Origin of the sequence: Neolewinella litorea (assembly GCF_004803465.1) — a bacterium.
GTDB lineage: Bacteria > Bacteroidota > Bacteroidia > Chitinophagales > Saprospiraceae > Neolewinella > Neolewinella litorea.
Genome location: NZ_SRSF01000004.1, coordinates 370,165 through 393,812, shown reverse-complemented (window position 1 = coordinate 393,812; position 23,648 = coordinate 370,165). Strand labels below are relative to the sequence as shown.

At 49.1% G+C, this 23,648-nt stretch carries 18 protein-coding genes; all 18 read right to left on the bottom strand.

Translation table 11 applies throughout. From position 1 onward, the window contains the following. Nucleotides 1-389: 389 nt before the first annotated feature. The 18 genes from E4021_RS12285 to E4021_RS12200 all read right to left on the bottom strand — a co-directional run bounded on the left by E4021_RS12285 (nucleotide 390) and on the right by E4021_RS12200 (nucleotide 23,500). The gene (locus E4021_RS12285; RefSeq protein WP_211097012.1) at nucleotides 390-1,688 is read right to left on the bottom strand and encodes a DUF4910 domain-containing protein; all 1,299 of its coding nucleotides are present in this window, start codon (nucleotides 1,686-1,688) and stop codon (nucleotides 390-392) included. After that, nucleotides 1,678-2,082, bottom strand: coding sequence for a MaoC family dehydratase (locus tag E4021_RS12280; RefSeq protein ID WP_211097011.1), 405 nt, complete (start codon nucleotides 2,080-2,082; stop codon nucleotides 1,678-1,680). Before E4021_RS12280 ends, E4021_RS12285 begins: the two co-directional genes overlap by 11 nt. 4 nt (nucleotides 2,083-2,086) lie before the next feature. Next, the gene (locus E4021_RS12275; RefSeq protein WP_136459653.1) at nucleotides 2,087-2,881 is read right to left on the bottom strand and encodes an AAC(3) family N-acetyltransferase; all 795 of its coding nucleotides are present in this window, start codon (nucleotides 2,879-2,881) and stop codon (nucleotides 2,087-2,089) included. Nucleotides 2,882-2,908: 27 nt separating this feature from the next. Then, nucleotides 2,909-3,730: an SDR family oxidoreductase gene (locus E4021_RS12270; protein WP_136459652.1), complete on the bottom strand. Its 822-nt coding sequence runs from the start codon at nucleotides 3,728-3,730 to the stop codon at nucleotides 2,909-2,911. Beyond that, nucleotides 3,717-4,712: a Gfo/Idh/MocA family protein gene (locus tag E4021_RS12265; protein ID WP_136459651.1), complete on the bottom strand. Its 996-nt coding sequence runs from the start codon at nucleotides 4,710-4,712 to the stop codon at nucleotides 3,717-3,719. Before E4021_RS12265 ends, E4021_RS12270 begins: the two co-directional genes overlap by 14 nt. Continuing rightward, entirely contained in the window at nucleotides 4,712-5,239 is a 528-nt protein-coding gene (locus E4021_RS12260) for a KdsC family phosphatase (RefSeq protein WP_136459650.1), read from the bottom strand. The genes E4021_RS12265 and E4021_RS12260 overlap by 1 nt, the downstream gene beginning before the upstream one ends. A 17-nt stretch (nucleotides 5,240-5,256) precedes the next feature. Then, nucleotides 5,257-7,005: an N-acetylneuraminate synthase family protein gene (locus E4021_RS12255; protein ID WP_136459649.1), complete on the bottom strand. Its 1,749-nt coding sequence runs from the start codon at nucleotides 7,003-7,005 to the stop codon at nucleotides 5,257-5,259. 46 nt (nucleotides 7,006-7,051) lie between these two features. Then, on the bottom strand, nucleotides 7,052-9,433 hold the full coding sequence (locus E4021_RS12250) for a GumC family protein (RefSeq protein ID WP_136459648.1): 2,382 nt from the start codon (nucleotides 9,431-9,433) through the stop codon (nucleotides 7,052-7,054). Nucleotides 9,434-9,442: 9 nt separating this feature from the next. Continuing rightward, nucleotides 9,443-10,207, bottom strand: a complete 765-nt coding sequence (locus tag E4021_RS12245) for a polysaccharide biosynthesis/export family protein (protein ID WP_168797586.1) — start codon at nucleotides 10,205-10,207, stop codon at nucleotides 9,443-9,445. A gap of 4 nt (nucleotides 10,208-10,211) precedes the next feature. Beyond that, nucleotides 10,212-10,961 (bottom strand): tyrosine-protein phosphatase, encoded by a 750-nt coding sequence (locus E4021_RS12240; RefSeq protein ID WP_136459646.1) that lies wholly within the window; start codon nucleotides 10,959-10,961, stop codon nucleotides 10,212-10,214. Between the two features lie 13 nt (nucleotides 10,962-10,974). Further along, entirely contained in the window at nucleotides 10,975-12,300 is a 1,326-nt protein-coding gene (locus tag E4021_RS12235) for a nucleotide sugar dehydrogenase (protein WP_136459645.1), read from the bottom strand. Between the two features lie 154 nt (nucleotides 12,301-12,454). Further along, nucleotides 12,455-13,504: an NAD-dependent epimerase gene (locus tag E4021_RS12230; RefSeq protein WP_136459644.1), complete on the bottom strand. Its 1,050-nt coding sequence runs from the start codon at nucleotides 13,502-13,504 to the stop codon at nucleotides 12,455-12,457. A gap of 14 nt (nucleotides 13,505-13,518) precedes the next feature. Beyond that, nucleotides 13,519-15,330 carry an ABC transporter ATP-binding protein gene (locus tag E4021_RS12225; RefSeq protein WP_136459643.1) on the bottom strand — a complete coding sequence of 604 codons (1,812 nt, stop codon included), beginning with the start codon at nucleotides 15,328-15,330 and terminating at the stop codon, nucleotides 13,519-13,521. Continuing rightward, on the bottom strand, nucleotides 15,327-16,196 hold the full coding sequence (gene rfbA / locus E4021_RS12220; protein ID WP_136459642.1) for a glucose-1-phosphate thymidylyltransferase RfbA: 870 nt from the start codon (nucleotides 16,194-16,196) through the stop codon (nucleotides 15,327-15,329). The genes E4021_RS12225 and rfbA overlap by 4 nt, the downstream gene beginning before the upstream one ends. Then, a complete protein-coding gene (gene rfbB / locus E4021_RS12215; protein WP_136459641.1) occupies nucleotides 16,193-17,194 on the bottom strand; it encodes a dTDP-glucose 4,6-dehydratase in 1,002 nt (333 codons plus the stop codon). Before rfbB ends, rfbA begins: the two co-directional genes overlap by 4 nt. Beyond that, entirely contained in the window at nucleotides 17,191-18,495 is a 1,305-nt protein-coding gene (locus tag E4021_RS12210; protein WP_136459640.1) for a glycosyltransferase family 4 protein, read from the bottom strand. The genes rfbB and E4021_RS12210 overlap by 4 nt, the downstream gene beginning before the upstream one ends. Before the next feature lie 103 nt (nucleotides 18,496-18,598). Next, complete coding sequence (locus tag E4021_RS12205) at nucleotides 18,599-19,231, bottom strand: transcription termination/antitermination NusG family protein (RefSeq protein ID WP_168797585.1); 633 nt, start codon at nucleotides 19,229-19,231, stop codon at nucleotides 18,599-18,601. A 240-nt stretch (nucleotides 19,232-19,471) separates the two neighbouring features. Further along, nucleotides 19,472-23,500, bottom strand: a complete 4,029-nt coding sequence (locus E4021_RS12200) for a choice-of-anchor Q domain-containing protein (RefSeq protein ID WP_136459638.1) — start codon at nucleotides 23,498-23,500, stop codon at nucleotides 19,472-19,474. Nucleotides 23,501-23,648 lie beyond the last annotated feature (148 nt).

Genomic DNA, 23,648 nt, shown 5'->3' with positions numbered 1-23,648 from the left:
GGGCCGGCCCTCCCGGGCATAGTAACCGTCCAACTCCTCATCGATCCACGGCCAATCAATTTCCTCGGACAGGCGGCAGAGCTCATGGTCCAGACTGATGATTGAAGTCAGGCGATTGCGGAACAAATCCGTTTGGTCATGATTGGGCAGCGAGCCTTTCATTTTTCGCAAGGTTTTGGCCGTATTTGGCCGGTTTCTGGCGAAAAGTTAATATGCCGTCAACAATATAAAAAGATATTAGCCTACTGGTTTTCAACACTTTGCAAGACTGATTCATACTTCTTCAGGGACGACTATTTTAATATAAGATTTTCTAAAGTATTTGAACCTGATTACTGACCAACTAGCCTGCAATTTGTCATATGCTTAAGTAATAATTCGTAACACTTTCAAATTGCTTGTTCCGGACTATTGGGCTTAAGTAAATTGTTTTCAACGAGAATATTCAATACTCGGGATAGTACGGATAAATGTATTTTACTTCGCCTAGAAATATCCATCAGGTCATTCTTCCCATCCGATAAATTCAGCAACCACATCATTGCTGCCAATTCATTCTGGTTACCCTTTTGGGTTCCTAAACTTGGATATAGCCCTCGTTTACCTAGCTGTGGCTCACCAAACGGAAGTTGGTTTACGTATTTTTTGTTTAATTCTAACACATCGATAATGTCCAGAAATCTCCTAACCGAAGACTCCATTGCAGGGAAGGAAATATAATCCTTATTATCAGCCGATGTGTGATACTCAGAGTATTTCTCGTACATTGTCCGCATAAGAGATCCAACGGGCAAGTCAAATCCGGGGGAACAGTACTGTCTCTCATCACTACCAATTGGAGAAAATGGTATAATTTCGTGGACATCTTCCGCCTGGGAAAGCACTATACTCACTACCCGATCGCCTAGCGAATCACCTTTGCGCGACTTCTTATAGGTAAAGTTTCCTCCGTCCCCAATACAGGTCAGGATAAAACCTGCGTCAAGTTTATCTTTTAGGTGATTCCCTCGTTTTGACAGATAGTATATTGTTCCGATAGTTTCCGGCTGAAAAGCAAAACGATACGTGTACCTAAGCTTCTTTCGCATTAATAATTCTCGGTAGACAAATGCGGCAACCAGAACTCCGGACAATTCGTTGCTGGCAAGAGAGGGATGACAAAAATAGGTCGATATTAAGATCTCGCGATCCGATGTCCCTTCAATCACCGCCTCAGCAACAGTCATGCTCCCTTGTTCGTCTAAGGTGGAATCAATAAGTACCTCGTACTCGTCTGATCTATCTAGAGCCAAGTAATCACGGTGGGATAGACAAAATCCCCATCTACGCTTGTAATAAGAAGTTATATATGGAATTAATTCAGGTTGCTGTGGGAGTGTATACAAGTGTTTGTCGAGTTTGGAAAATGATAGCTTGCCTGAGTATGGCTCTGAATAACCCAGCAGATGCAAATTGTGCCGAGCAAAATCTATCACCTTTTCTCCCTTCGAATTCTTAACCCAGGCCGAGGTTACGTTCCATTCCGGAGGCACCTTCCAATCAAAACATTTGGTTCCAGACGGTACTTCCTCAATTTTCAGATCGATTAGCTCGGTTAGGATCTTAAGCGTTTCCCGATTACCGTTGCCCGTTAAACTTCTATTTAAAGGCCATAAGCGATCAAAATATTCTTCAATTTCATTCTTCATAAGGAAAAATGATTTTTGCTTCACCAGTTAATACTAGCTCTGATTTTTCATTGAAACACTCTGTCTTAAAGATTCCCCTTCTTTTAAGCGAGTCAAACTCAATAAGTGTGGTCTTCGTGGAGACTTCCTCATTCAGGTAGACCGGTGCAATGAATTTCAACGTTTGGGACAGGTAAATACTCCCCTTCCCGGGAAATATCGTTCCAAATATTTTTGAGAAAGTACTCGCGACGAAGAATCCGTGGACAATTCTTCGCTTGAATATGGAACCCGCTGCATAGTCTGCATCTAAATGAACAGGATTGTTATCGCCGGATAGTTGCGCAAAACTATAGACGTCCTCTTCCGTAAAAACACGAGAGAACACTGTTTCTTTTCCGATTTGGTATGTCATTCTACTACTTTTCTATTGAGTACAGATAATCCTTGGCTCGTCCAGACTTTATAATTCTATCCGTCTCACTATAAAGATCGTTAAAATCAATCGTGCGCATTCCATACCCTTCGTCAGGCCGTTCGCCTTTGTACAAGCCGATGTTCCATAAGTGATCCATCATTCTATTCACATCCGTTTTTACTCCTCGCTCTATATCGCGGACATAAAGTTGATACGTCTTTTCTGATGTCTGCCCATTAAAGTCCGTATACATACCAGAGAAATTCTTGTAGTAACGGTAATCCACTTGGTTTTGCTCTTCAACAAAGTGATAACTGGTCATACTATTTTGATCATCCAAACCGATAACCGCAATTTTACCCTGTAATTCCTTTATCAAAGCAAAGGGACTGTCTGGTCCGTATCCGCTGGGGTTATCTACACCACTAAATTTATCTGCATGTTTCCCTCTCACCGCAAATGAGTAAATTGGGTGACCGGTTCGTACGCTTTCCGGGTCAAGACGACCCACCTCGGTAAGTGCTCCCATTTGAGAGGGAGTATGATTCACATCAAAAATGCCCGTCTGAGGAAAATCGAAATTAAAGAGAGGTAAAATTATTGTCCCTGACTCACCCACTGCCTTCACGAGGGACTCATATACGATATTTGGTGTAACTTTAATTTTTGATTTTGCGGCAAAATGCCTTATCAATCTGCGCAAGGACGAATGAACCAGAACTATGTCACCCTCAGAGATTCCACTCTTCAGCCACTGCTCTGCGAGACCATTGGTAATATTCTTTTCAGTGTCCATAACAGTTGTTATTGTGTTAAATGTTTTTCACCATGCCGTCCAACCTCCATCCACAACCAGGTTTGCTCCCGTCATGTACGTCGAAGCGTCCGACATTAGAAACAAAATTGCGCCCTGGTAATCATCTGCCTTTGCCATTCTACCCAGTGGCGTTAGCTTGGAATAATTGGTTATAAATTCCTCGGATTGGTTGTTAAAAACTCCCCCCGGGCTTAGACAATTAGCGCGAATGTTTTGGTCAGCAAGATGAGTGGCTAAATAGCGGGTAAAGTTGATTAACGCTGCTTTGGAAGTCCCATACGCGACGGGGGAATTAATGCCGGAATCACCGTAAATATGCTTGTTTGCGCTAACATTGCCGTAAGTCGATGATATGTTAACGATAACTCCACAGCCATTGTCTTGAAAATATGGGATTGCTGCCTGACTCATCAAGAAAGATCCTTTCAAGTTAACTTCGTGCACCATGTCCCAAGCTTCTTCTGGGTAATCCTCAAAGGGAGCAAAGAAGTTTGACGCAGTATCTAATTTACGGGTATTTCCTTTAAAATGAAAACAGTTGATCAGGCCATACAATAGTCCATGACTTGCACTGGCCTGCTGAAAAAAGCGGTGTACCTCACTTTTGTTACTCACATCGATGGGGTACACATGAATTCGTTCGCGCGATGCTTCATCTTCAAGCGCTGCCACTTTCTGCGCAGCCATCTCGCCATCAATATCAGCAATTAGCACGTGTGCGCCTGCGTCCACAAGTATCTTGCACAGAGAAAACCCTATTTGTCCGGCACCACCACCTACAACAACTGTTCGGTTTTCCAAACTAAACAGCTTATTAACTAACTTCATAAAAGACTTTTTTACTCTGCGCTGCAGATTGATGCATCAATAACATCAGCTCAGTGTTTTTGACTGCGTGTTTGAAATCGAGATCGTGGACGGCAACCTTGTCGTTAATCAGGCTAAGAAAAGCCTTAAGTTCATCAATGTACAAGTCATTAACCGTAAATCCTTCTTTAATGCCCAGTATCCTATCTTCAGTGTTGTGTTTTTGTACAATTATTTCGTTCGTATGCCAATTCCAGACTAATTTTCCTTCTTCACAATATATTACAATATTTCGATCATAGTCTTTTTGCAGATAGTCTAAATGCAGTGAAACGACCTTATCTATATAACTAAAAATTGCCTCGCAGTGCTCCTCTACGGTTATATCTAGTATACCAAAGTTGCTAGCTTCACAATAGACCGCTTGTGGCTCACTAAACAAATATTGGATCAGATCTAATTCATGGGTAATGGTATTTATCACTCCACCGCCAAGCTCACTGCGGGACGCATAACTGGTCTTGTAGTCTTCCCAGGGATGCCAGCTGGGCAGATAGCTACCGAAAGCGAGGCGCGCGGAATAAACCGAACCTAGCTCCCCCCCCTTAAGGACTTCCTTAATTTTCCGTACCAATGGATGAAAGCGTAACATAAATCCAATAAAAAAAACACCCTTATGGTGTTTCAGAAGTTTTTTTGCTTCGATTAATCCTTTTTGCTCGTGAATCAGCGGCTTCTCCATAAATATAGCCGCGTCGTTCCTCACGGCAAACGCGATGCCTTCATTATGTAGCGAGGTGGGTGTACACACAAAAACCGCCTCGAAGTCAATGTTAGTTGCATCTTCATAGGAGGTGATGATTGTGACCTGGTACTGCGATGCGAAGTCCGGATCATCCTCCCGCCGAAGCACCCAAATATTATGAAACCCCAACGACTGCAAATTGCGCAAGTGCCTCTTGCCAATTGATCCACCTCCGATAATTAAAAAATTAGGAGTCATTATTGGTTTAATTGGGACTTTCGTGATGATAAGTAGCGTTCTAACACGATATCAAGCAAATTATTTCGTTCTAGGTATTCCTCGACGAAGCTACGGAAAGCCCCGTCGCCTCCCCGGACCGGAATAACCCAGTCTACAATTTTCTTCACGTATCCTGGTCCATTTTCAGGACAAGCACTGAGACCTACTTGTTCTAACAGGAGAATGTCATTGATGTCATCCCCAATATAAGCTACTTCATTAATGTTGATGTTCAATTGCTTGCACAGGGTATCTGCAACAGCAACTTTGTCTGTAACGCCTAAATAAAGATGGTCAATTTGAAGTTTTGCGGCTCTCCTTTTGACAATTTCGGTGTTTTCTCCAGTAATGATTGCCGTCGGAATTCCTAGCAATCGCAGAAAAAGTACTCCCGCACTATCTGAAGTGTTGAACTTCTTGAGTTCATTGCCACTCTGATCATAATACATCCCTCCATCTGTCCAAACGCCGTCGATGTCCGTAATGAAGAGCTTGATGTTATGCATATTATGATATTCCAAGATTAAGCAAAGTATTCCGGAAGTAGCGTAGCATCAGCGTCTATATCCATTTGAGCTGTTTTTCCCAAAATCTCCGTTCGATCTTTCCACGTCAATCCGGTTCCGGGACTCTTAAGACATAGCATATCTTCCGTAAGAATAGTTCCCCGGGGAATATCACAGTTGCTGGTTACGCTCCGTGCTAATTTCTCCTTTGCGGCTCTGGTAGCAGGATTCACTACCTTAACTCCATCTCCCTTTGCCTTTTCGGACAAACGGATATACTCAATCATCTTTTTTAATCCTGGTTCCTCTAAGGAGCCCGCCTGGTCGCTTCCTTTCATAGCACGGGATAACGTGATATGCTTTTCAATGACCGCGGCACCCATAACGGAAGCCGCCACTGAGGCGACGATACCAGCGGTATGATCCGAAAATCCGGTTATTTTTCCGTATTTTTCCCGCAGCGTATGCATCACTTGAAGGTTGACATTTTCCATGTCTGCCGGATATTGTGAGATGCACTGCAGTATGATGATATCGCTCCTGTCCTTGCCTAGTACTTCAAGCGCGTCATCAATATCCTCATAGCTGGCCATACCAGTAGAAATGATAACAGGCTTACCGGTTTTACCCATGGCTTCCAATGCTGGAAGGTTGGTTAAATCACGGGACGCCACTTTGTAGAATGGGACTCCAATACGCTCCATCATTTCTACCGATGGTACATCGCACGGCGTACAAAAATAAGGGATACCGACAGACAACGCATACTCCTTGAGTTCCAGATGTTCCGCTTCATTCAATTCCAGGGCAATACGGTGGTCACCGTAAGTTCTGCCAAATGAATTAGGGCTGTCGTAAATTTTATCAAAAGCAGATTTAGTCAATTCAGAGGGAATATCTCTTTTCTGGAATTTCACCGCATCGGCACCGCAGCGCACTGCCATGTCGATCAGCTTTTTGGCCATATCCACACTGCCATTATGGTTCTGACCAATTTCGGCAATTACAAAGGTTGGATGACCATCTCCCACCCACGTATTGCCTAATTTGATGGCAAAATCATTGGTTTTTCCGCCTACCCGTGGAACTACATTTGTATCCAACCAATGGTACATGGCTGAAAAGTTGAAGGCATCGTATTCAACGGCCTCTAACATCTCTTCGAAACGCTGCAGGTCGTCCGTCGTATCTACCGTCAAGTACCGATCCAGGTCATCTCTAAGACCAGCAAAATCGGAGGGAAGCGTTTGAACCTTGAAATCATTTTGGTGCTTTCGGAGGAACGGCGTAACGTGTTCCTGGTCGAATTGCTCCGTCACCATTGAATGTGCCTCCCGTATTGCTCTAACCTTGATAAACTCAGGTACTATGTGCGAAAGACCATCGATATGGGTATAATCGTAGTTGCCTTGGACATGTAACTCCAGGACCTTTTGTGCAGTTCCAATATGGTAAATTGGATTATCAGCTGTAAATCGTAGTATCTGGTCTTCCTCGCCTAAGTCAACTGAAGCGTCGTTGAACCGCTTCAGTACATTGACGGAGTCTCCTCTGAAGATATCGACACCCAAATTATTGGCAGCTGCTGCGATGGGATCATCCGCTTCGGACCGTGTCGTCGCAATCATCACTTCGTCAATAAATGGGAAAGCCTTAACAGCATTAACTACACGGTAAAGCAATGGAGTTCCGGCCACAGCCATTAATGATTTACCTCTCAGCCTACGGCTAAGCATTCTAGCTTGAATAATTGCTCGAACTTTCATAGTTAAATTTTTAACTTAAAATAATTTAATTGATGACAAACTTGTGTTAGTTTTTTGACCATATTTTCCACCAAGGCTTATTCGTATCCTCATTGTAATAACCATATCCGTAGCCATATCCGTAGCCATATCCGTAGCCGTATGCTCCCCCTTTTGGCACACCATTTATGATGCAAGCCATGTTACTCAATTTACCATCCTTATATATCTTGTCTATATAGGCCGCCGTAGGTTTACGGGATACACCTATTCGAACTACGAATAAGCTATTGGTAGCGTATTGATTAATGAGAAAAGCATCAGTGACTAAGCCAACCGGGGGAGTATCAATGAGTATATAATCGTATTCGGTGCGCGCATAGGCAAAAAACTCTTGCATCCGCTCCGTCATGATTAACTCAGTTGGATTGGGTGGAATAGGTCCACTAGTCACAAAATCCAGTTTTCCGTGTAGGCCACTAGTCCGAATTACATCTTCGGGTTTCACTGAAGGGTCCACTACGTAATTAGATATCCCCTGGCTAGTATCTTCCAGACCTAAATAGTTGCCTAATTTAGGTTTTCGCAGATCAAGGCCAATAAGTAAAGTACGCTTATCGGAGATCGCCATTATGAGTCCCAAGTTAACCGTAACAAATGTTTTGCCCTCTCCCCCCATCATCGAAGTGACCAAAATTGTGTGGGATCCCTCCTCTGACCCTTTAAGCATAAAGCGCAGGTTAGTCCGTACCAGACGGAACATTTCCGCAATTGCACTGCGACTGGAAGAGGAAACTACAATTTTTTCATTCTGATCATGTACATTAATACCACCAATAATCGGTACATCCGAAGTTTGTTTAATATCGTCTTCACCGCGTACTTTATCGTCAAGTACTTGCCGGGTTAAAATACCACCAATGGGCAAAGCCAACCCAATGGAAATGGCTAAAGCAAAGACATTAAAGGGAATCGGATAAACAGGAGTTGGAAGAGCCAAAGCAGAATCGACCAAACGAGAGTTTGGTGTTGTTACTGCAAGGGAAAGGGCAGTTTCTTCTCTCTTCTCCAGGAGATACAAAAATAGATTTTCTTTAATAATTTGCTGCCGTTTGCGCTCTAGCAATTCACGTTCCGCCCGGGGTATACTACTCAGGGTTTGACGTAAGTCGGTGTACTTTCGCTCGACCTTTGCTTTTTCCTGCTCAATAGAATTTAAATAGATTCGCAAATTTTCTAAAATCATTCCACGCAACTCTGTAATCTGACCTCTCAGGCGAATCAATAACGGATTTTGAGTACCTGCACTTTGCTCCAACTTATCCCGTTGGATTATTAGTTCATTGTACTGATCAATCTGGGCGTTCAGTTGGGGGAGATCTGCATTGATTACTACAGGTAACAAATCTTCACTTTCTGCTCGATTGAGCATTTGATTGAGTAAAGCTTCTGATAGTTCTCTTTGAGTCTCAAGGGTAGCAATATTCTCCTCATACTCCGTCACTCGCTGAAGTATAGCTTCTGCACTAGTGCTGAGTTCTAAGCCGATATCATTCCGGCTTTTGTAGCGCTCCAATTCACCCTCCACCTCTGCAAGCTCGGCGGTGAGAAATTCTAGGCGCTCTCCAATGAATTTTAAGGTATTGTTGCCCACGCGATTTTTGTCATCAAGGGTTGCTTCATTATATTTTTGAATTAATGTGTTTATGACCGCTTCCGCCTTTTGTCCGTTGTAATCTACCAGTTTTAGCTCCAGAACATTCGCGGCATTTCCCACCTGGCTGATTTCAATTCGAGTAGCGTAATTACGTGCAGTTCCGATCCGATCATCAAATTGTATGGCTACAGGCAAAATAGTATCAATCTCCCGTGACGGTACAGCGGTCACCCGGAAACTTCCCTCATTGAGAGGTATTGCTTCTCCGAAAGCAAATTGCTCAATTATATCTTCCCCTTTCAATACTGCTACCCGTCCCGAACCAGCCTCCTGCAATGTAATCCGCTGACCAGCTATTGCTTCTGCATCTAAGCCACTTGTATCAACTAGAAAAGGTTCCTGACCAAATAATTCGGTGTTCTTCACTCGACCCAGAGCAAAATAACGAATTTGCAAATTTAATTCGTCTACGACTTCTAACATCAAAGTCCGTGACTTGAGTATTTCAATCTCATTTAAAATGTCTGCTTTATAATTCACAAGACCAAGATCCTGTAAAATAGCTTCTTCGCTTAGCGAGGATGTATTGTCCGCATCCTTGATCAGCAGCTTAGCTGATGCCTCATATTCAGGTATAGTATATCGTAGGTAAAGATATGCTACAGTTATACATATCGTTAACGAGATGATAAACCAGTACCAATATCGCAAGTATTGCCAAAGATAAGCTTTTACGTCAAAACGTTGCTCTTCCCCTCCTTCCGTAAAATTAACATCGTGCTGGGTCATCATTACGACTAGTTAACGGCTGAAAATGACAAAGATGAGTGAAATTAAAGAAGCTCCCACGCTGCCCCACTGCACAATACGCTGCGTCTGATCACGAACCGTGGCGGTACGCTCCGGTAACGGTTCAACATATATATAGTCGTTCTGGCGTAAATAGTAGTAAGGGGAATTGACAACATCGCGATCCCGCAAATTGATGCGCCCAAATTGCCTCTCTCCATTCTGCTCTCGAATAATTAGGATGTTGGTGCGGTTTGCGTACTCTGTCAACCCACTGGCCAATCCAGTAGCATCCAGCACAGTTACTCGCTCGTTAGGCATGATGAAAGACCCGGGAGTATTTACTTCTCCGTCAACCGTAATTCTAAAGTTTATGAATCGGATAATGATCGCAGGATTAATAAGGAGGTCACTTAATCCAGTTTGTAACTTTTGCTTTAACTCCTCAACGGTCATTCCGGCTACCTCCATACGCCCGATCCCGGGAAATTCGATCTTTCCCGTAGCATCAACAAGGTATCCAACAAGGGGTCGACTGCCACCGGAGCTGGTGATATTTGTATTACTTGGAAAAAGGTTGTATGGTGCCGATGTCTCCACATCAGGCGTGATAACCTGAATTGATAATAAGTCATCCGGCTGGATGATCATTAATGGGGGCGTATTAGCTACACTATCAGGGAATTCCCCCTCGCTAAAATTGAGCAGCTCACGGTGCTGAATGCAACTACTGAATAGAAAACCAAGCACACAGATGAAAAGAATTCTTGCTAACAACAGACTAGTTTTTAAGTGAGCGCAACTGGACATTATTCCAATCGCGCGAGGTATTTTTTGTCCAATTTTTTTGCCAGGGGAATTTTGCCAAAGCATGAAGGTGCCGTTCGTGGTGAAGGTCTGTGCCCAAATAAGAAGCTAGATTCTGATCAAGCAGTTCTTTGCCCCACCTTGCCGGCCCTTTGCCATAGTACCCCGACAAAGATAGTAAATTGAGCTGCAACTGGACGCTCTTGTCCCGCATCCTTTGGTACACATTGATATCTCCCGCCCAGTAGCGATAGCGTTCCGGGTGAGCCAAGACGATGCGGTAACCTTTTGTTTGAAGCGTAAAGAAGGTTTCTTCCCAGTTTGGAGGAGCTCCGGCTTGAGGAAACTCTATCAGAACTGTCCTTCCATCTAGTGTAAGCAGGTACTCATTGGCATTCAAAAGTGAGGCAAAGTTTTCATCTAGCATGTATTCGGCTGCGGCCTCAAGCTCAACCTTAATTCCTGCAACAGCCACTGCTGCCCGCAGTTCATCCATAGCCGTCCGGATCGTTGCTGGAGTATTTGGGTGCAGATCCATCATTATATGAGGCGTAGCGATCAGTTTATGGTAACCCAGATCAACTAATCCCTTGACAAGTTTCACGGCTGATGCTACGTCAGGCGCCCCATCGTCAATTCCCGGTAAAATATGGCTATGCATATCTACGCCTAGATCGGCGTAGCCAAAGGGGATGGATGAATGGCGGCGAAAGAAGGAGAACATAATTCTACGGGTACTATAAGCGCCAAATCACCTCACCCTTCCTAGCATCATTGCGGTCGAATAGGGCTTTCAAATCGAAAAGGATAAGATCTTGTCCGGGCTTTGAAAGATCACGGAAATAATCGAGATCGCGATCACAGTATTCACGATGAGCAACAGCTACGATGACTGCATCATAACTTTTCCCCGGCTCATCCTGCATGCTAATGCGATATTCTCTTGCAACTTCGTTGGGATTGGCATAAGGATCCACTAGATGAACATTGATAAAATAGTTCATCAATTCATTGACTACATCGAATATCTTGGAGTTACGGATATCAGCAACATTCTCCTTGAAGGTAGCCCCCATAACTAGCACTTTGGCTTGCTTGGGATTGATGTTCCGCTGGAGAAGTAGCTGAGTCAGCTCCTTAGCGATGAATGCCGGCATCCCATCATTGACCCGCCGGCCACTGGCAATCACTTCGGGCTCGTAGCCTACCTGCTTGGCCTTATGGAGTAAGTAATATGGGTCGACACTTATACAGTGTCCGCCGACCAGGCCAGGTTGGAATTTCAGAAAATTCCATTTTGTGCCGGCAGCCGTCAGTACTTCCTGGGTATCTATACCCAACTTTTTAAAAATGATGCTCAATTCGTTAACGAAGCTAATATTCAGATCCCGCTGGGCATTCTCTATTACCTTCGCGGCCTCGGCGACTTTAATACTTGGCGCCCGGTGCAGTCCGGCAGTTACCACACTGCCATAAATCCCGGCAACGACTTCCGTAGTATCAGGATCACTCCCGGCGACAATTTTCAGGATCTTATCGACCGTGTGAACTTTATCACCCGGGTTGATCCGCTCAGGGCTATATCCCGCAAAGAAATCCTCACCGAAAGTCAGTCCACTTTCCCTTTCCAAAACGGGCACGCAATCTTCCTCCGTACAACCAGGATAAACTGTGGATTCGTAAACCACTATATCGCCCTTTTTGAGGGCTTTACCCACAGTTTCCGAGGCGCCAAGCAAAGGCTTGAGATTTGGTTCACGGGATGCATTAATTGGTGTAGGTACGGCAACGATATGGAAGGAAGCGTCGCGAAGCCTAGAGGGATCAGCAGTGAACTCAATATTTTTACTGCAAAACGCCTCATTCGCCAGTTCTTTACTTGGATCACTTCCTTGCTGCATCAACTTCACCCGCTCGGAACTAATGTCAAAACCAATCACCCGGTATTTGTTGGCAAGCAACAGGGCTAAAGGTAACCCAACGTACCCAAGGCCAATCACGGAAATAGCTTCTGAATGTGAGGTATAAGCGGCGAGCCTGTCGATCGGTGAAATTTGGGTCATAAAATGCTGATGAATGAAAAAATAATTAGATGTTTTGCAACACCCCCCTAGTATGTTTACTATAAACTTAGTCCTTCTTATGTATTTTTTCCTAATTCATTTCAGGTTGCCTTGGGGATTGGACCATGTTTATTAATAAATCTCAGCCCAACACCTACTGCTTATAAAACTTTCGGTACCAGGCAACGAATTTGCCTACACCCTCCTTTATCGATGTCTCTGGCGTGTACCCTAAATCAGCTACCAGGCTACTAATGTCAGCGCTGGTTGCCGGTACATCACCTGCCTGAATTTCCATGAATTGTTTTTCGGCCGGCAGCTGGAGTTCTTCCTCTATAGCCGCGATAAAATCCACTAACTTGATCGGGTTATTGCTTCCTATGTTGTATAGCTGGTAGGGCCCGGGTGCCGTACTTGGATCGGGATGATTCCCACTCCACTTAGGGTTACCCGTGGACGGGTTATGCATCACCCGGACAATCCCTTCCACGATGTCGTCTATATACGTGAAATCACGCACCGTTTTACCGTGATTAAAAACTTGTATGGGTTTACGCTTAAGAATAGCCTCCGTAAAGAGAAAAAACGCCATATCAGGGCGACCCCAGGGTCCGTATACGGTAAAGAAGCGAAGCCCCGTTGTTGCCAGGCCAAACAGATGGCTGTACGTATGAGCCATCAGTTCGTTACTCTTCTTCGTAGCGGCGTAAAAACTGATTGGATGATCGACATTATCGTGGACGGAAAGCGGCATTTTTTCGTTTAAGCCGTACACGCTGGAACTGGAGGCATATACCAAGTGCTTTACGCCATGGTAGCGGCATGCCTCAAGGACGTTGGTAAAACCGACAATATTACTATCAATATAAGCCAGCGGATTTTCCAAGCTGTACCGCACCCCCGCCTGCGCGGCAAGATTGACTACAGTACCGAATTTTTCTGCGGCAAATAGTGCATGTAATTTATCCTTGTCGGTGAGGTTCAATTGAATAAAACGGTAATTAGGATGCTTGGTGCTTTGCGCTAATTCACCATAGGTTATGTCTTTTCTGGCAACACCAGATTCCGCCAGCCGCCCACACTTTAAGCCGACATCATAGTAATCATTGATCACATCGAGCCCAATAACCTGCTCCCCGTCGCGTACTAACCTTTCTGCAAGATGAAAACCAATGAATCCAGCCGATCCGGTAACTAATATCATGCTATGTTGATCAACTATCCGATTGCCTGTAGCGCGACCATATTTTGAAAGGTCGCGGAAGTCTTGAAAAGATCGTCGAACGTCCCTATCTCGTAGCTTCCACCGGGCTTCAGATATAATATCTTATCGGCCTTGCGGATGGTAGAAAGCCGATGGGCAATTACAATCATGGTGTAGCTGCCCGAAAGACTTTCAATATTCTCCTGTATGAGGTTTTCACTTTGAGAATCTAGTGCGGACGTGGCCTCGTCCAAAACGAGAATATCGATATCCCGGTACAATTCACGTGCAATCGAAATTCGCTGCCGTTGTCCACCACTGAGATTCACGCCATTGATACCAATTACAGAGTCCAGTTGCTTGGGGAGGGCACGAACAAATTGCTCGGCGTGAGCCAGTTTTAACGCCCTCCAAACTTCGCGCTCGCTTTCTTTCGTCCGCTCCTTCCAAAAACTCACATTGTTGTAGATCGTGTCGCTGAAAACCTGTGCTTCCTGGGTTACGTAACCGATCCTGTCCCGGAGAGTATATGCATCTACATCCATGATATCTTTGCCATCAATGAGCAACATGCCTGGACTAACCTTCAAAAGGCCACACATAATATTGACCAAGGTGGTTTTTCCGGTACCACTTTCACCGACTATTCCGACTGTTTCATTTTTACGAATCGATAAATTTACTTCTTGTAAAAGATCATAGTCTTCGTAACTGTATGACAAGTTATTAAGTACAACGGAGTGATTTAACTTTTCTATAGTTTTGCTTCCCGTAATTTCCTGATTTAGCTCCAAGTCAGCCACGAAGGATTCCATGTTTTCTATTGAGCCTGACGTCCCAAGGAAAGTGTTGTAATAATTTTGTACGGCAACAAGAAAACTGAGGCCACGATAGAAAAACAATAAACTCAGGATAATTGTCCCCAAAACCCCGCCAAACACTTTAATTTGTATAAGAATGGCCAGTACAACGATTCCCATAATGATAGGCTCCCTGATGGCGGTGGCAACGCTGTTCATCGTTCCGACGCGCCGTTGTTCCATTTCAACTCCCAATATCGTTTCATCCACTCTTTTCTTATAAGCCTGAATGAGATTGGTAGCTTTCAGGAACTTAAAACTCGTAACACTTTGAATGAGGTAGCCCTGGAAGGAATGTGTCTTTGAGGTGATCTGACGGCTAGCTTTTTTAGTAATCTGGTATATTTTGCTGAATGCTACATTGGATAATATTCCGCCAATTGCTACAATCAGCGCAAAACGAGGGTTCGCAATGTATGCCATCATCACGTACACGCAAGTCATGATGCCATACTGCATCATACTGAAGTATGAGCGGAAGGCACCATTCAGCCTTTCTACTTCTCCGCTAAAAGTATTTTGAATTTTCCCGGAGTCCGCGGTGGAGAAAGCGCGGTAGTCGTACCCGGCAAGAAGCTCCATGTTGCGTAACCGTACTTTGTTGGCAAACCGCTGACGGAGAATAACCAGATAGTAATCCGCGAAGAATTTAGCCACTCCCTTCAGCGAAAAGAACACTAACATGATGAGTAGAACATTCGTGGTGGTCAGGGATACTCCTACAGCCTCAATCGTGTCAGTTACAATAGCCATATCCCCCATGTCCGCCCCCGCATCCGCCGCATTGGCACTGCTGTCGGTCACTTTGAGAAGGGGAATGAACATGGTCAAACCGATTCCGTCCAGCAGCGCCACGAACATGGAAGCTACCAAAGCATAGAAAATGCTTTCCCCCAGATACCTGTAGAAGAACGTGAAGTACCGCAGCATCTGCTTCGGCAACAGTTTTTTGGCCTGCTTTTTCACTTTGTCAACAATAGATTATCAAGGTACTGTCCGTAGCTGCTTTTCCGGAGCGGACCGGCTATTTCTTGCATTTGCTCATTACCAATCCATCCCATCCGCCAGGCCACCTCCTCAATACAACCCGCCTTATATCCCTGCCGCTTCTCAATGACGCGGACGAACTCCGAGGCATCGTGGAGACTGTCCACCGTGCCGGTGTCGAGCCAGGCGGTACCGCGGCGCATGATGCCCACTTCCAGTTTTCCCCTGTCAAGGTAGTGGCGGTTGACGTCGGTGATTTCGTATTCCCCCCGGGGGCTGGGGGTGATGTTCTTGGCAATTTCTACCACGTCGGCGTCGTAGAAGTAGAGTCCCGGAACCGCGTAGCGGCTCTTCGGCCGCTGGGGTTTTTCCTCGATGGACACCGCACGCTGCTGGTCGTCGAATTCCACGATACCGTAGCGCTCTGGGTCCTGCACAGCGTAGGCGAAGATGCGCGCGCCCTGCTTAAGTCGGGCGCTCTCCTGTAAGAGCTCGGTGAGGCCGGCCCCGTAGAAGATGTTGTCGCCCAGGATGAGGGCACAAGGGTCGCCGTTGATGAATTCTTCTCCGATCACGAAGGCCTGGGCCAAGCCATTGGGTTCGGCCTGAGTGGCGTAGGCGAAGCGGCAACCGAGCCGGCTGCCATCGCCCAATAGACGCTGGAAGGCTGGGCCGTCTTCCGGGGTAGTAATGATGAGAATCTCTCGTATCCCGGCCAGCATCAGTACCGACAGCGGATAATAGATCATCGGCTTGTCGTAGATCGGCATCAGTTGCTTGCACACCGCCAGGGTGATGGGGTACAAGCGCGTGCCGCTGCCGCCGGCCAGGATTATCCCCTTCATGCGGCGGAAAATTCTTTCAGGTACCAGGCTACGGTTTCTTCCAGCCCCTGTGTTAAATCTGTTTGGGGCGTCCAGCCCAGTTCCGTCCGAATCTTCTCGGCGTCTATGGCGTACCTCAGGTCGTGACCGGCCCGGTCCGGCACGAAGGCGATCAAAGCCTCGCTGGTGCCCAGCTTCCGGCCCAGTTGCTCGTCCACCGTGCCGCAGATCCGGCGTACCAGGTCAATGTTGCGCCACTCGTTGTTGCCGCCGACGTTGTAGGTCTCCCCTACCCGTCCCCGATGCAAAATCAGGTCAATCGCCGCTACGTGGTCTCCGACGTATAGCCAGTCCCTTACGTTGATGCCTTTGCCGTATACCGGAATAGGCCGGTCGAGTACGGCGTTGTGTATGATGACCGGAATAAGCTTTTCCGGATACTGCCGCGGTCCGTAATTGTTGGAGCAGTTACTGATGACTACGGGCATACCGTAAGTGTGGTACCAGGCCCGCACGAAGTGATCGCTGCCCGCCTTGGAGGCCGAATAGGGACTGCGGGGGTCATAAGGCGTGTCCTCCGTAAAGGCACCGGTTTCCCCCAATGATCCATACACCTCATCGGTGGAGACGTGGTAGAACAGTTTGCCGCCAAAGCTTCCTTTCCAGGCTTCGTGGGCCGCCTGCAGCAGGGTAGTGGTACCGACTACGTTGGTTCGCACAAAAATCAGGGGATCCTCGATACTGCGGTCCACATGGCTCTCGGCAGCCAGGTGAATGACCGTATCGATGGGATAGATCGCGAAGATTTTCCGGACAGCATCGAGGTCCGTAATGTCAACCTCCAAGAAACTGTAGTTATCAGCCTCTGCTACCGCGCTCACGTTGGCCAGATTGCCGGCGTAGGTCAGGGCATCTAGGTTGATAATGTTGTAGTGCGGATACGTGCGCACCAGATGTTCTACCAAGTGAGAACCGATGAATCCCGCCCCCCCGGTTACCAGAATGGTCTTGGTGATCATGCAGCAATCTCGTTGAGCCAGCCCGCTAACTGCTTCACCAGACGGGGGTGGCTGTACTCCTTAATGACCTTCCGATCAAGCTCCACCGTACCTCCCCGGCGGAAAGATTGGTGGGCTTCGCGCAGGTATTCGGCGACGCGCGCGGGTTCCGTATCGTACCCAAAGGTGCAACCACTGTCGGTTCGCGCCATGATGTCGGCCACGTTGCCGTCTGCTGGCCCGAAGGTCAGGATAGGCCGGCGCGCGGCCAAATATTCGAAGAACTTACCGGGTATGCGGCCTGCCGCGTTGTCCTGCTGGTTAAGCAATAACAGCAGTAGGTGGCTGTCAAGGGTTTCCTGCAGGGCCTGCCGGCGGGTCACCGTACCCGCGAAATTGGTCTGCGCGGAAATGCCGTAAGATTCGATGGCCAGTTTGACTCGATGATCCACCTGCCCGTACAGGCGCAACTCGAAATCATCCGCAAAGCCCGGAACTTCCTTTTTCAGCTGGGCAATCGCTCGGAAAAGCACCTCCGGATTGCGGTCGTGCCCCATGATGCCGAGGTGGGTCAGGGTAAATTTTTGGTGGGCTTCGCGCTGCAATCCGTTAAAATCATCGGGGTCGTAACCCCAGTAAAGCACCCGGACGTTACGGGCACCGATATTTTCGAGGTCTGTTTTCCAGCTCGGACTTACGATGGTGATCAGACTCGCCTGCCGGAAGGCTTCCTGCTCCTGTCGCTCGTGTTTCTTTCTCGCCCGATCCGTCAGGTTCAGCATCTGGTAGTAGTCGACCTGGGTCCAGGGATCCTGGAAGTCCGCCAGCCACGGCAGCCCGGTGGCCCGGCTCACCAGGGTAGCGATGCGGGTGTTGGAGTGCGGCGGCCCGTCGGATAGTATAGCATCCACCGGGTTGTCCTTAAGGTATTCCAGGATGCGGTTGACCGAGCCCCTGATCCAGGTGGCCCGGGAGTCGGGTATAAAGAAGTTACTCCGGACCCAGACCGCCAGCTCATGCTTCCACCCGCCTTCCGCTTCGTCGGTATAGAAGACGTTGTTGACGTTCTCGTCCGCGGGTTTTCCCATGAATTTCTTGTACCAGGCGTAGGGCTCCCAGATGGGCTGACGAATGATTTCCAGATTCTCCGGCAAATCCTTATCGTTGCTCGTATCCAGGGTTGGATAGTGAGCGTTCTCCGCGGTAAAAATGACGGGCTCCCAGCCGTACCGGCGGAGGTATTTGGCAAATTTGAGGCACCGCAGTACGGCGATCCCACCGGATGGTGGCCAGTAGTAGGAGACGATCAGTACCCGCTTCAAGAAATGCGATCAGTTGCTTGCGCGTACGGCTTCGCCGTCCATGTGTCGAGGTCACTTTGTCCGATCCGCATCCGCGGCACACTTCCCGACTTGGTAAACACTACTACCAAAGTTTCTTTTGGCCTTCGCGGGGCGAAGGGTCCGAAGGTAAAACATCGCCGTCGAGGGGCACGACATCACGAGGTGAAACCTCAAGAGTCATGAGGCGGGCATCGAGCCCTCCGAAGGAAATGATAAAGGTCTTTTTGTTTTTCGCGTTGACGTAGTGCCCCCGCACGCCGGCCAGGGGTCCCCGGCAAATTTCAACCAAAGTACCCGGACTTAATGCCTCAATCTTCTCTTCTACCACCCATTCCAGGGTATTGTCAGTGGAAAGACGCTTGAGGAGTTCGATCTCGTGCGGCTTTACCTGTCGTCTCTCCCGGCCCAGTTTCACGAAGCCGAAGACGAAATGCTGTCGCTGCACCACGATCGCCTGTTGGGCAACGATTCGTACAAAGAGGTAGCCGCCAATAAGGGGGATTTGACGCACCCCGGTCTTGGATTTGTACCTGAAAGGGCGCTCCCGCAAAGGAAGAAAGCATTCGACACCTTCGAGTTCCAACTGCCGCGCAACCACTTTCTCCTTCCGGTGACCCACACGCACGGCAAACCACCGGGGTTCGGCGGGATGCAGGTCGTCCAGCGCCGAGGATTGAGCGGATGGATAGTTTTGGGAAAGGGCAGTTACAAGCACTAAGCGACGCTTTAACAAGGTCTTATTCTCCTAAGAGACCGCAAAGATAACCTTTGGGATTACAATAGCGAAGTTTGTATGATAAAGGATGGGCGTAATCAACTTCGGCATCGGGTACCCGACCAAATGGTCATCAGCGAGAAAACAAGAAAACCATTGCATCGATTATAATCAAACAAGGGCACCGCCGGATCAATTCTGAACCGGGGCACCCACAATTAGCACATAAATCACCTCCCTCTACTCCACTACGATAAACCGCGTGGTCTGCACTTCCTCACCGTTAACTACCTGAAGGGTGTAGGCCCCGGGCTCGTAGTCCGTAAGGTCCAGTCGGTAGTTGACGGCCCGGGTGGTTCCGGCATTGCGGACCCGCCCGTCGCTACCAATCACCCGTACGACCACGTCGCCGCTAAAATGGGTGGGCAGCGTCACGTTGAGGTTACCGTCCGTGACCGGATTGGGGAACACGCTAAGCCGTTCGTTTGGCAAAATGGTCGCATCGTCCTTCGACAGAGCGCGTGAAGCCACGTCCGGAGTCGAAGTGCCGCAACTGATTTGCTTTTCATACGAGCCGATGTCCCGAACACCACCGAAAACCGGTTGTCCGATCTGGTCGGGGGAGTTGTCGGAGGGATCCCCCATGTTGATAACGGGGCTGCTGCACCTGGGCTCGTGTGTTAGGGTCGTTCCTCCATTATCCATGAGGTGCAAGAGTTTGGCGCTCATACCCTCCTTGTCGGTGGGTCCGGCGGGGAACTGGTCGTAAAAGTCCATGCCGATCAGGTTGTACCCCCCCGAAACGACAAGACCCAGAAGCGTACCAAAATCAGGTGCGATGGAAGCAGTGTTATCCGCCACAATCGTACTGGAAATTAGCAGACTGGCACTGGGCGTAGCCTGCGCGAATCCACCGCCGGCCACGGCGGTGTTGTCGGTGATGGTGGTGTTTTCGATCTCCACCGTTCCGTCGTTGGCCATCCCGCCACCGATGCCGGCCAGGTTACCCGAGAGGGTTGACAGCGAAAGGGTAACCGTTCCGCCCGTATTGTTGGCGATGCCGCCCCCGCCGGTAAATTGTCCACCGGTCACACTGTTGCGGGCTACGGTGGAATTCATCACGTCGAGGATTCCCCCGTTGTTGAAAATTCCGCCGCCACCGACTCGCTTCGCCGTAGTTCCCACGTCGGTGACGAGGTTATCCAGGATGTTAACGTCGGTGATGGTCATCATGGATCCGTCCTGGTTCCAGACTCCCCCTCCCTGATTGTACGCCACGTTTTGGACTATGGCCCCTCCATTGATGTCGACGGTAGAATTGTTTCCGGTTACGTGGATCGCTCCTCCGTTACCCGGATTCCGCCCCGCCCCGTTGAGTTTGTATATGACCCCATTGGAGGTATAGCCGCCATCGATTATTTCAACCGCGCCACCCGCTCTGGGAGCACCGTTGCTGAAAAATTCGCCGCCTTCCACGGTTATCATCCCGCCGGTGCTTAGCAATCCACCGCCCGACCCCGCAGTACCGGTTGCCTGGTTTTGCCGGATCCTCGAGTTCGTGACCACCATGGTGCCTCCATTGTTATACAGCGCTCCCCCTCCGTGGTCGGCATCATTTCCTTCCGCAACATTAAAGCGCAAATCGACTTCAGTTACCTCCATAGCTCCGACACCGTTCCAGAGCCCGCCACCCTCGGATCCGGCCCGGTTATTGGAGACGGTGCCACCGCTGATCGTCAGTTCTCCATCACCGCCGACATGAATGCCTCCACCGTTGCCGGGAGCGTTGTAGACGATGTTGCGATCGATATTTGAATTGGTGACCGTAAAGGCCGTACCCGCGCCCGACGCATCCTCGATGCCACCACCCGCCCGGTTCGCTTCATTATGAGAGACCTGGCTGTCGGTGATCAGCAAAGTGGACCCGACGTTGTTCAGGATGCCGCCGCCGCTGCCGGAGGTGCCCGTCGCCTTGTTGTTCAGTACGCGTACGTTGTTGCGCAGGACGATGGTGCCGTCGCCGTTGTTGTAAAGCCCGCCACCGCCCTGGTCGGCGTCGTTGCCCATGGCTTCGTTCTGCCGCACCAGTGAGTTGTCTACGGTTAGGGTGCCGGCTCCGTTCCAGACACCCCCGCCTTCGGCTCCGGCCTTGTTCAGGTCAATCGCTGTACCGGTGATCGACACATCGCCGTCGCTGCCGATGTGTATGCCGCCGCCGTTGCCGGGTGCATTATAGACGATGTTGCGTAGAATTTTGGAGTCGCTGATCGTCACCGCCGATCCGCTGCCGGAGGCGTCTTCGATGCCTCCACCTGCGCGATTGGCTTCGTTGCTTTCGATGCGTGCGCCGGTGATGGACAGTACCCCACCAACGTTGTTGAAGATGCCGCCACCGCTGCCGGCCGTTCCGGTGGCAGTATTCTGCACCACGCGAACTCCGCCCGTAAGACTGATGGTGCCCCCGCCATTGTTGTAAAGGCCTCCTCCGCCCTGGTCGGCGTCTTCTCCCATGGCCTGGTTACCCATGATTTCGGTGCCGACAAGCGCGAGCGTACCCAGATTGTTCCAGATGCCGCCGCCTTCGGCGCCGGCCTTGTTGTTATTCACCGTTCCTCCGGTGACGGTAAGGTTTCCATCTCCGCCAATGTGGATGCCGCCACCGTTGCCCGGGGAGGTATTTACGGTGTTGCCGTCCACGTGGCTGTTGGTAATTGTGAAGGCCGAACCGCTTCCCGAAATGTCCTCTATGCCGCCGCCCGCCCGGTTGGCTACGTTGCCTTCAATGCGGCAATCGGTGATCGTAAGTGTTGCTCCAACATTGTTCAGAATGCCGCCTCCGCTTCCGGCCGTACCGGTGGCCTCGTTGCCTAATATCCGTGTACCCGCCATCAGGACGATGGCACCCCCTCCGTTGTTGTAGAGACCACCTCCGCCCTGATCGGGATCGTTTCCGGCGGCCTGGTTCCGCCGAACGGTTACGCCTCCCTTCAGGGTGAGGGTTCCCAGATTGTTCCAGATGCCACCGCCTTCGGCGCCGGCCTGGTTATCGTTGACGGTACCCCCGGATACGGTCAGGTCGCCGTTGCCCCCGATGTGGATGCCCCCACCGTTGCCTGGGGAGTTATAGACGACGTTCTCGTTAATCATCGAGTTGGTGATCGTGAAGGCAGTAGCGCTACCCGATACATCTTCAATGCCACCGCCGGCTCGGTTCGCTTCGTTCCCCGAGATTTGACTGTCGGAGATCAGCAGCGTGGTTCCTACGTTGTTGAGGATGCCGCCGCCGCTGCCGGAAGTTCCGGTAGCCTTGTTGTTCAGGACGCGTGCATTGTTCTGCAGGACGATGGTACCGCCGCCGTTGTTGTACAGGCCACCACCGCCCTGGTCGGCGTCGTTGCCCATCGCTACGTTCTGACGAACCAGGGAATTGTCGACGGTCAGGGTGCCGGCACCGTTCCATACGCCGCCGCCTTCGGCACCGGCCTTGTTCAGGTCAATGGTCGTACCAACTAACATCACGTCACCGTTGCTGCCGACGTGGATGCCGCCACCGTTGCCCGGTGCGTTGTTGACCGTGTTGCGCAGGATCTTGGAATCGGAGATGGTCACTACCGTACCACTACCCGAAACATCTTCGATACCGCCGCCCGCCCGGTTGGCCTCATTACTCTCGATCCGGGTGCCGGAAATGCTGAGTGCACCCCCCGGCGCATTGAAAATTGCACCACCAGACCCACTCGGGCCTACAGCCGCGTTGCCGGTCAGTTTTGAATCTACAATCGTCAGGTTGCCTTCGTTGAAGATAGCACCGCCCCCCTGGGTAGCCACCGGCCCATTGGCTACGCAATTGTATATGTGAATTCCTTCGATCACCAGTGAACTGCCCGCGCGAATACGGAGTCCGCCGCCAATGCGCTCTACCCCATCGAATATGCTCAGGTCCTTGATCGTGACCGTGGCACCTTTCCGGATCGAAAAGGCACGGTTGGTGAAGTTCCCCCTAATGAGGGTATTCGTCATCCCGTTCCCCACCACCGTCAAGTTTTTCTCGATATTGATCACCGAGAGCAAGGTGATGGCGTGGTGATCGGTGGCGGCGGCAAAGACGATCATATCGCCGGGTGCTGCACTCGCGACGGCTTGTCGCAGCGAACCCGATCCGTCGTTCGCGGTCGTGGTGACGGTAATTGTCGCGGCTACCGCAAGGTTGAGGGAGACAAAGCTCGCCAACAGCACCATACAGGTGCGCAAGAAGTACTTGTGTGTCATAGGTAGTTCATTAGTGTGTAACCCTTCAGGCAAGAGACCTGAGGCTAGTGAAAATACGGAACTACCTTAAATTTAGATTTTAAATTTTTTTATACACACCGTTTTTATGTTTTTCAGACAGGCTAAATAAGGTATAATAAACTGTTAT

Coding starts and splice junctions, on each gene's coding strand:
- E4021_RS12230 (WP_136459644.1), bottom strand. CDS start 13,504: ATGATATTAGTTACCGGATCGGCTGGATTCATTGGTTTTCATCTTGCA.
- E4021_RS12260 (WP_136459650.1), bottom strand. CDS start 5,239: ATGCATAACATCAAGCTCTTCATTACGGACATCGACGGCGTTTGGACA.
- E4021_RS12235 (WP_136459645.1), bottom strand. CDS start 12,300: ATGACCCAAATTTCACCGATCGACAGGCTCGCCGCTTATACCTCACAT.
- E4021_RS12275 (WP_136459653.1), bottom strand. CDS start 2,881: ATGGACACTGAAAAGAATATTACCAATGGTCTCGCAGAGCAGTGGCTG.
- rfbA (WP_136459642.1), bottom strand. CDS start 16,196: ATGAAGGGGATAATCCTGGCCGGCGGCAGCGGCACGCGCTTGTACCCC.
- rfbB (WP_136459641.1), bottom strand. CDS start 17,194: ATGATCACCAAGACCATTCTGGTAACCGGGGGGGCGGGATTCATCGGT.
- E4021_RS12270 (WP_136459652.1), bottom strand. CDS start 3,730: ATGAAGTTAGTTAATAAGCTGTTTAGTTTGGAAAACCGAACAGTTGTT.
- E4021_RS12250 (WP_136459648.1), bottom strand. CDS start 9,433: ATGATGACCCAGCACGATGTTAATTTTACGGAAGGAGGGGAAGAGCAA.
- E4021_RS12200 (WP_136459638.1), bottom strand. CDS start 23,500: ATGACACACAAGTACTTCTTGCGCACCTGTATGGTGCTGTTGGCGAGC.
- E4021_RS12285 (WP_211097012.1), bottom strand. CDS start 1,688: ATGAAGAATGAAATTGAAGAATATTTTGATCGCTTATGGCCTTTAAAT.
- E4021_RS12265 (WP_136459651.1), bottom strand. CDS start 4,712: ATGACTCCTAATTTTTTAATTATCGGAGGTGGATCAATTGGCAAGAGG.
- E4021_RS12280 (WP_211097011.1), bottom strand. CDS start 2,082: ATGACATACCAAATCGGAAAAGAAACAGTGTTCTCTCGTGTTTTTACG.
- E4021_RS12255 (WP_136459649.1), bottom strand. CDS start 7,005: ATGAAAGTTCGAGCAATTATTCAAGCTAGAATGCTTAGCCGTAGGCTG.
- E4021_RS12240 (WP_136459646.1), bottom strand. CDS start 10,961: ATGTTCTCCTTCTTTCGCCGCCATTCATCCATCCCCTTTGGCTACGCC.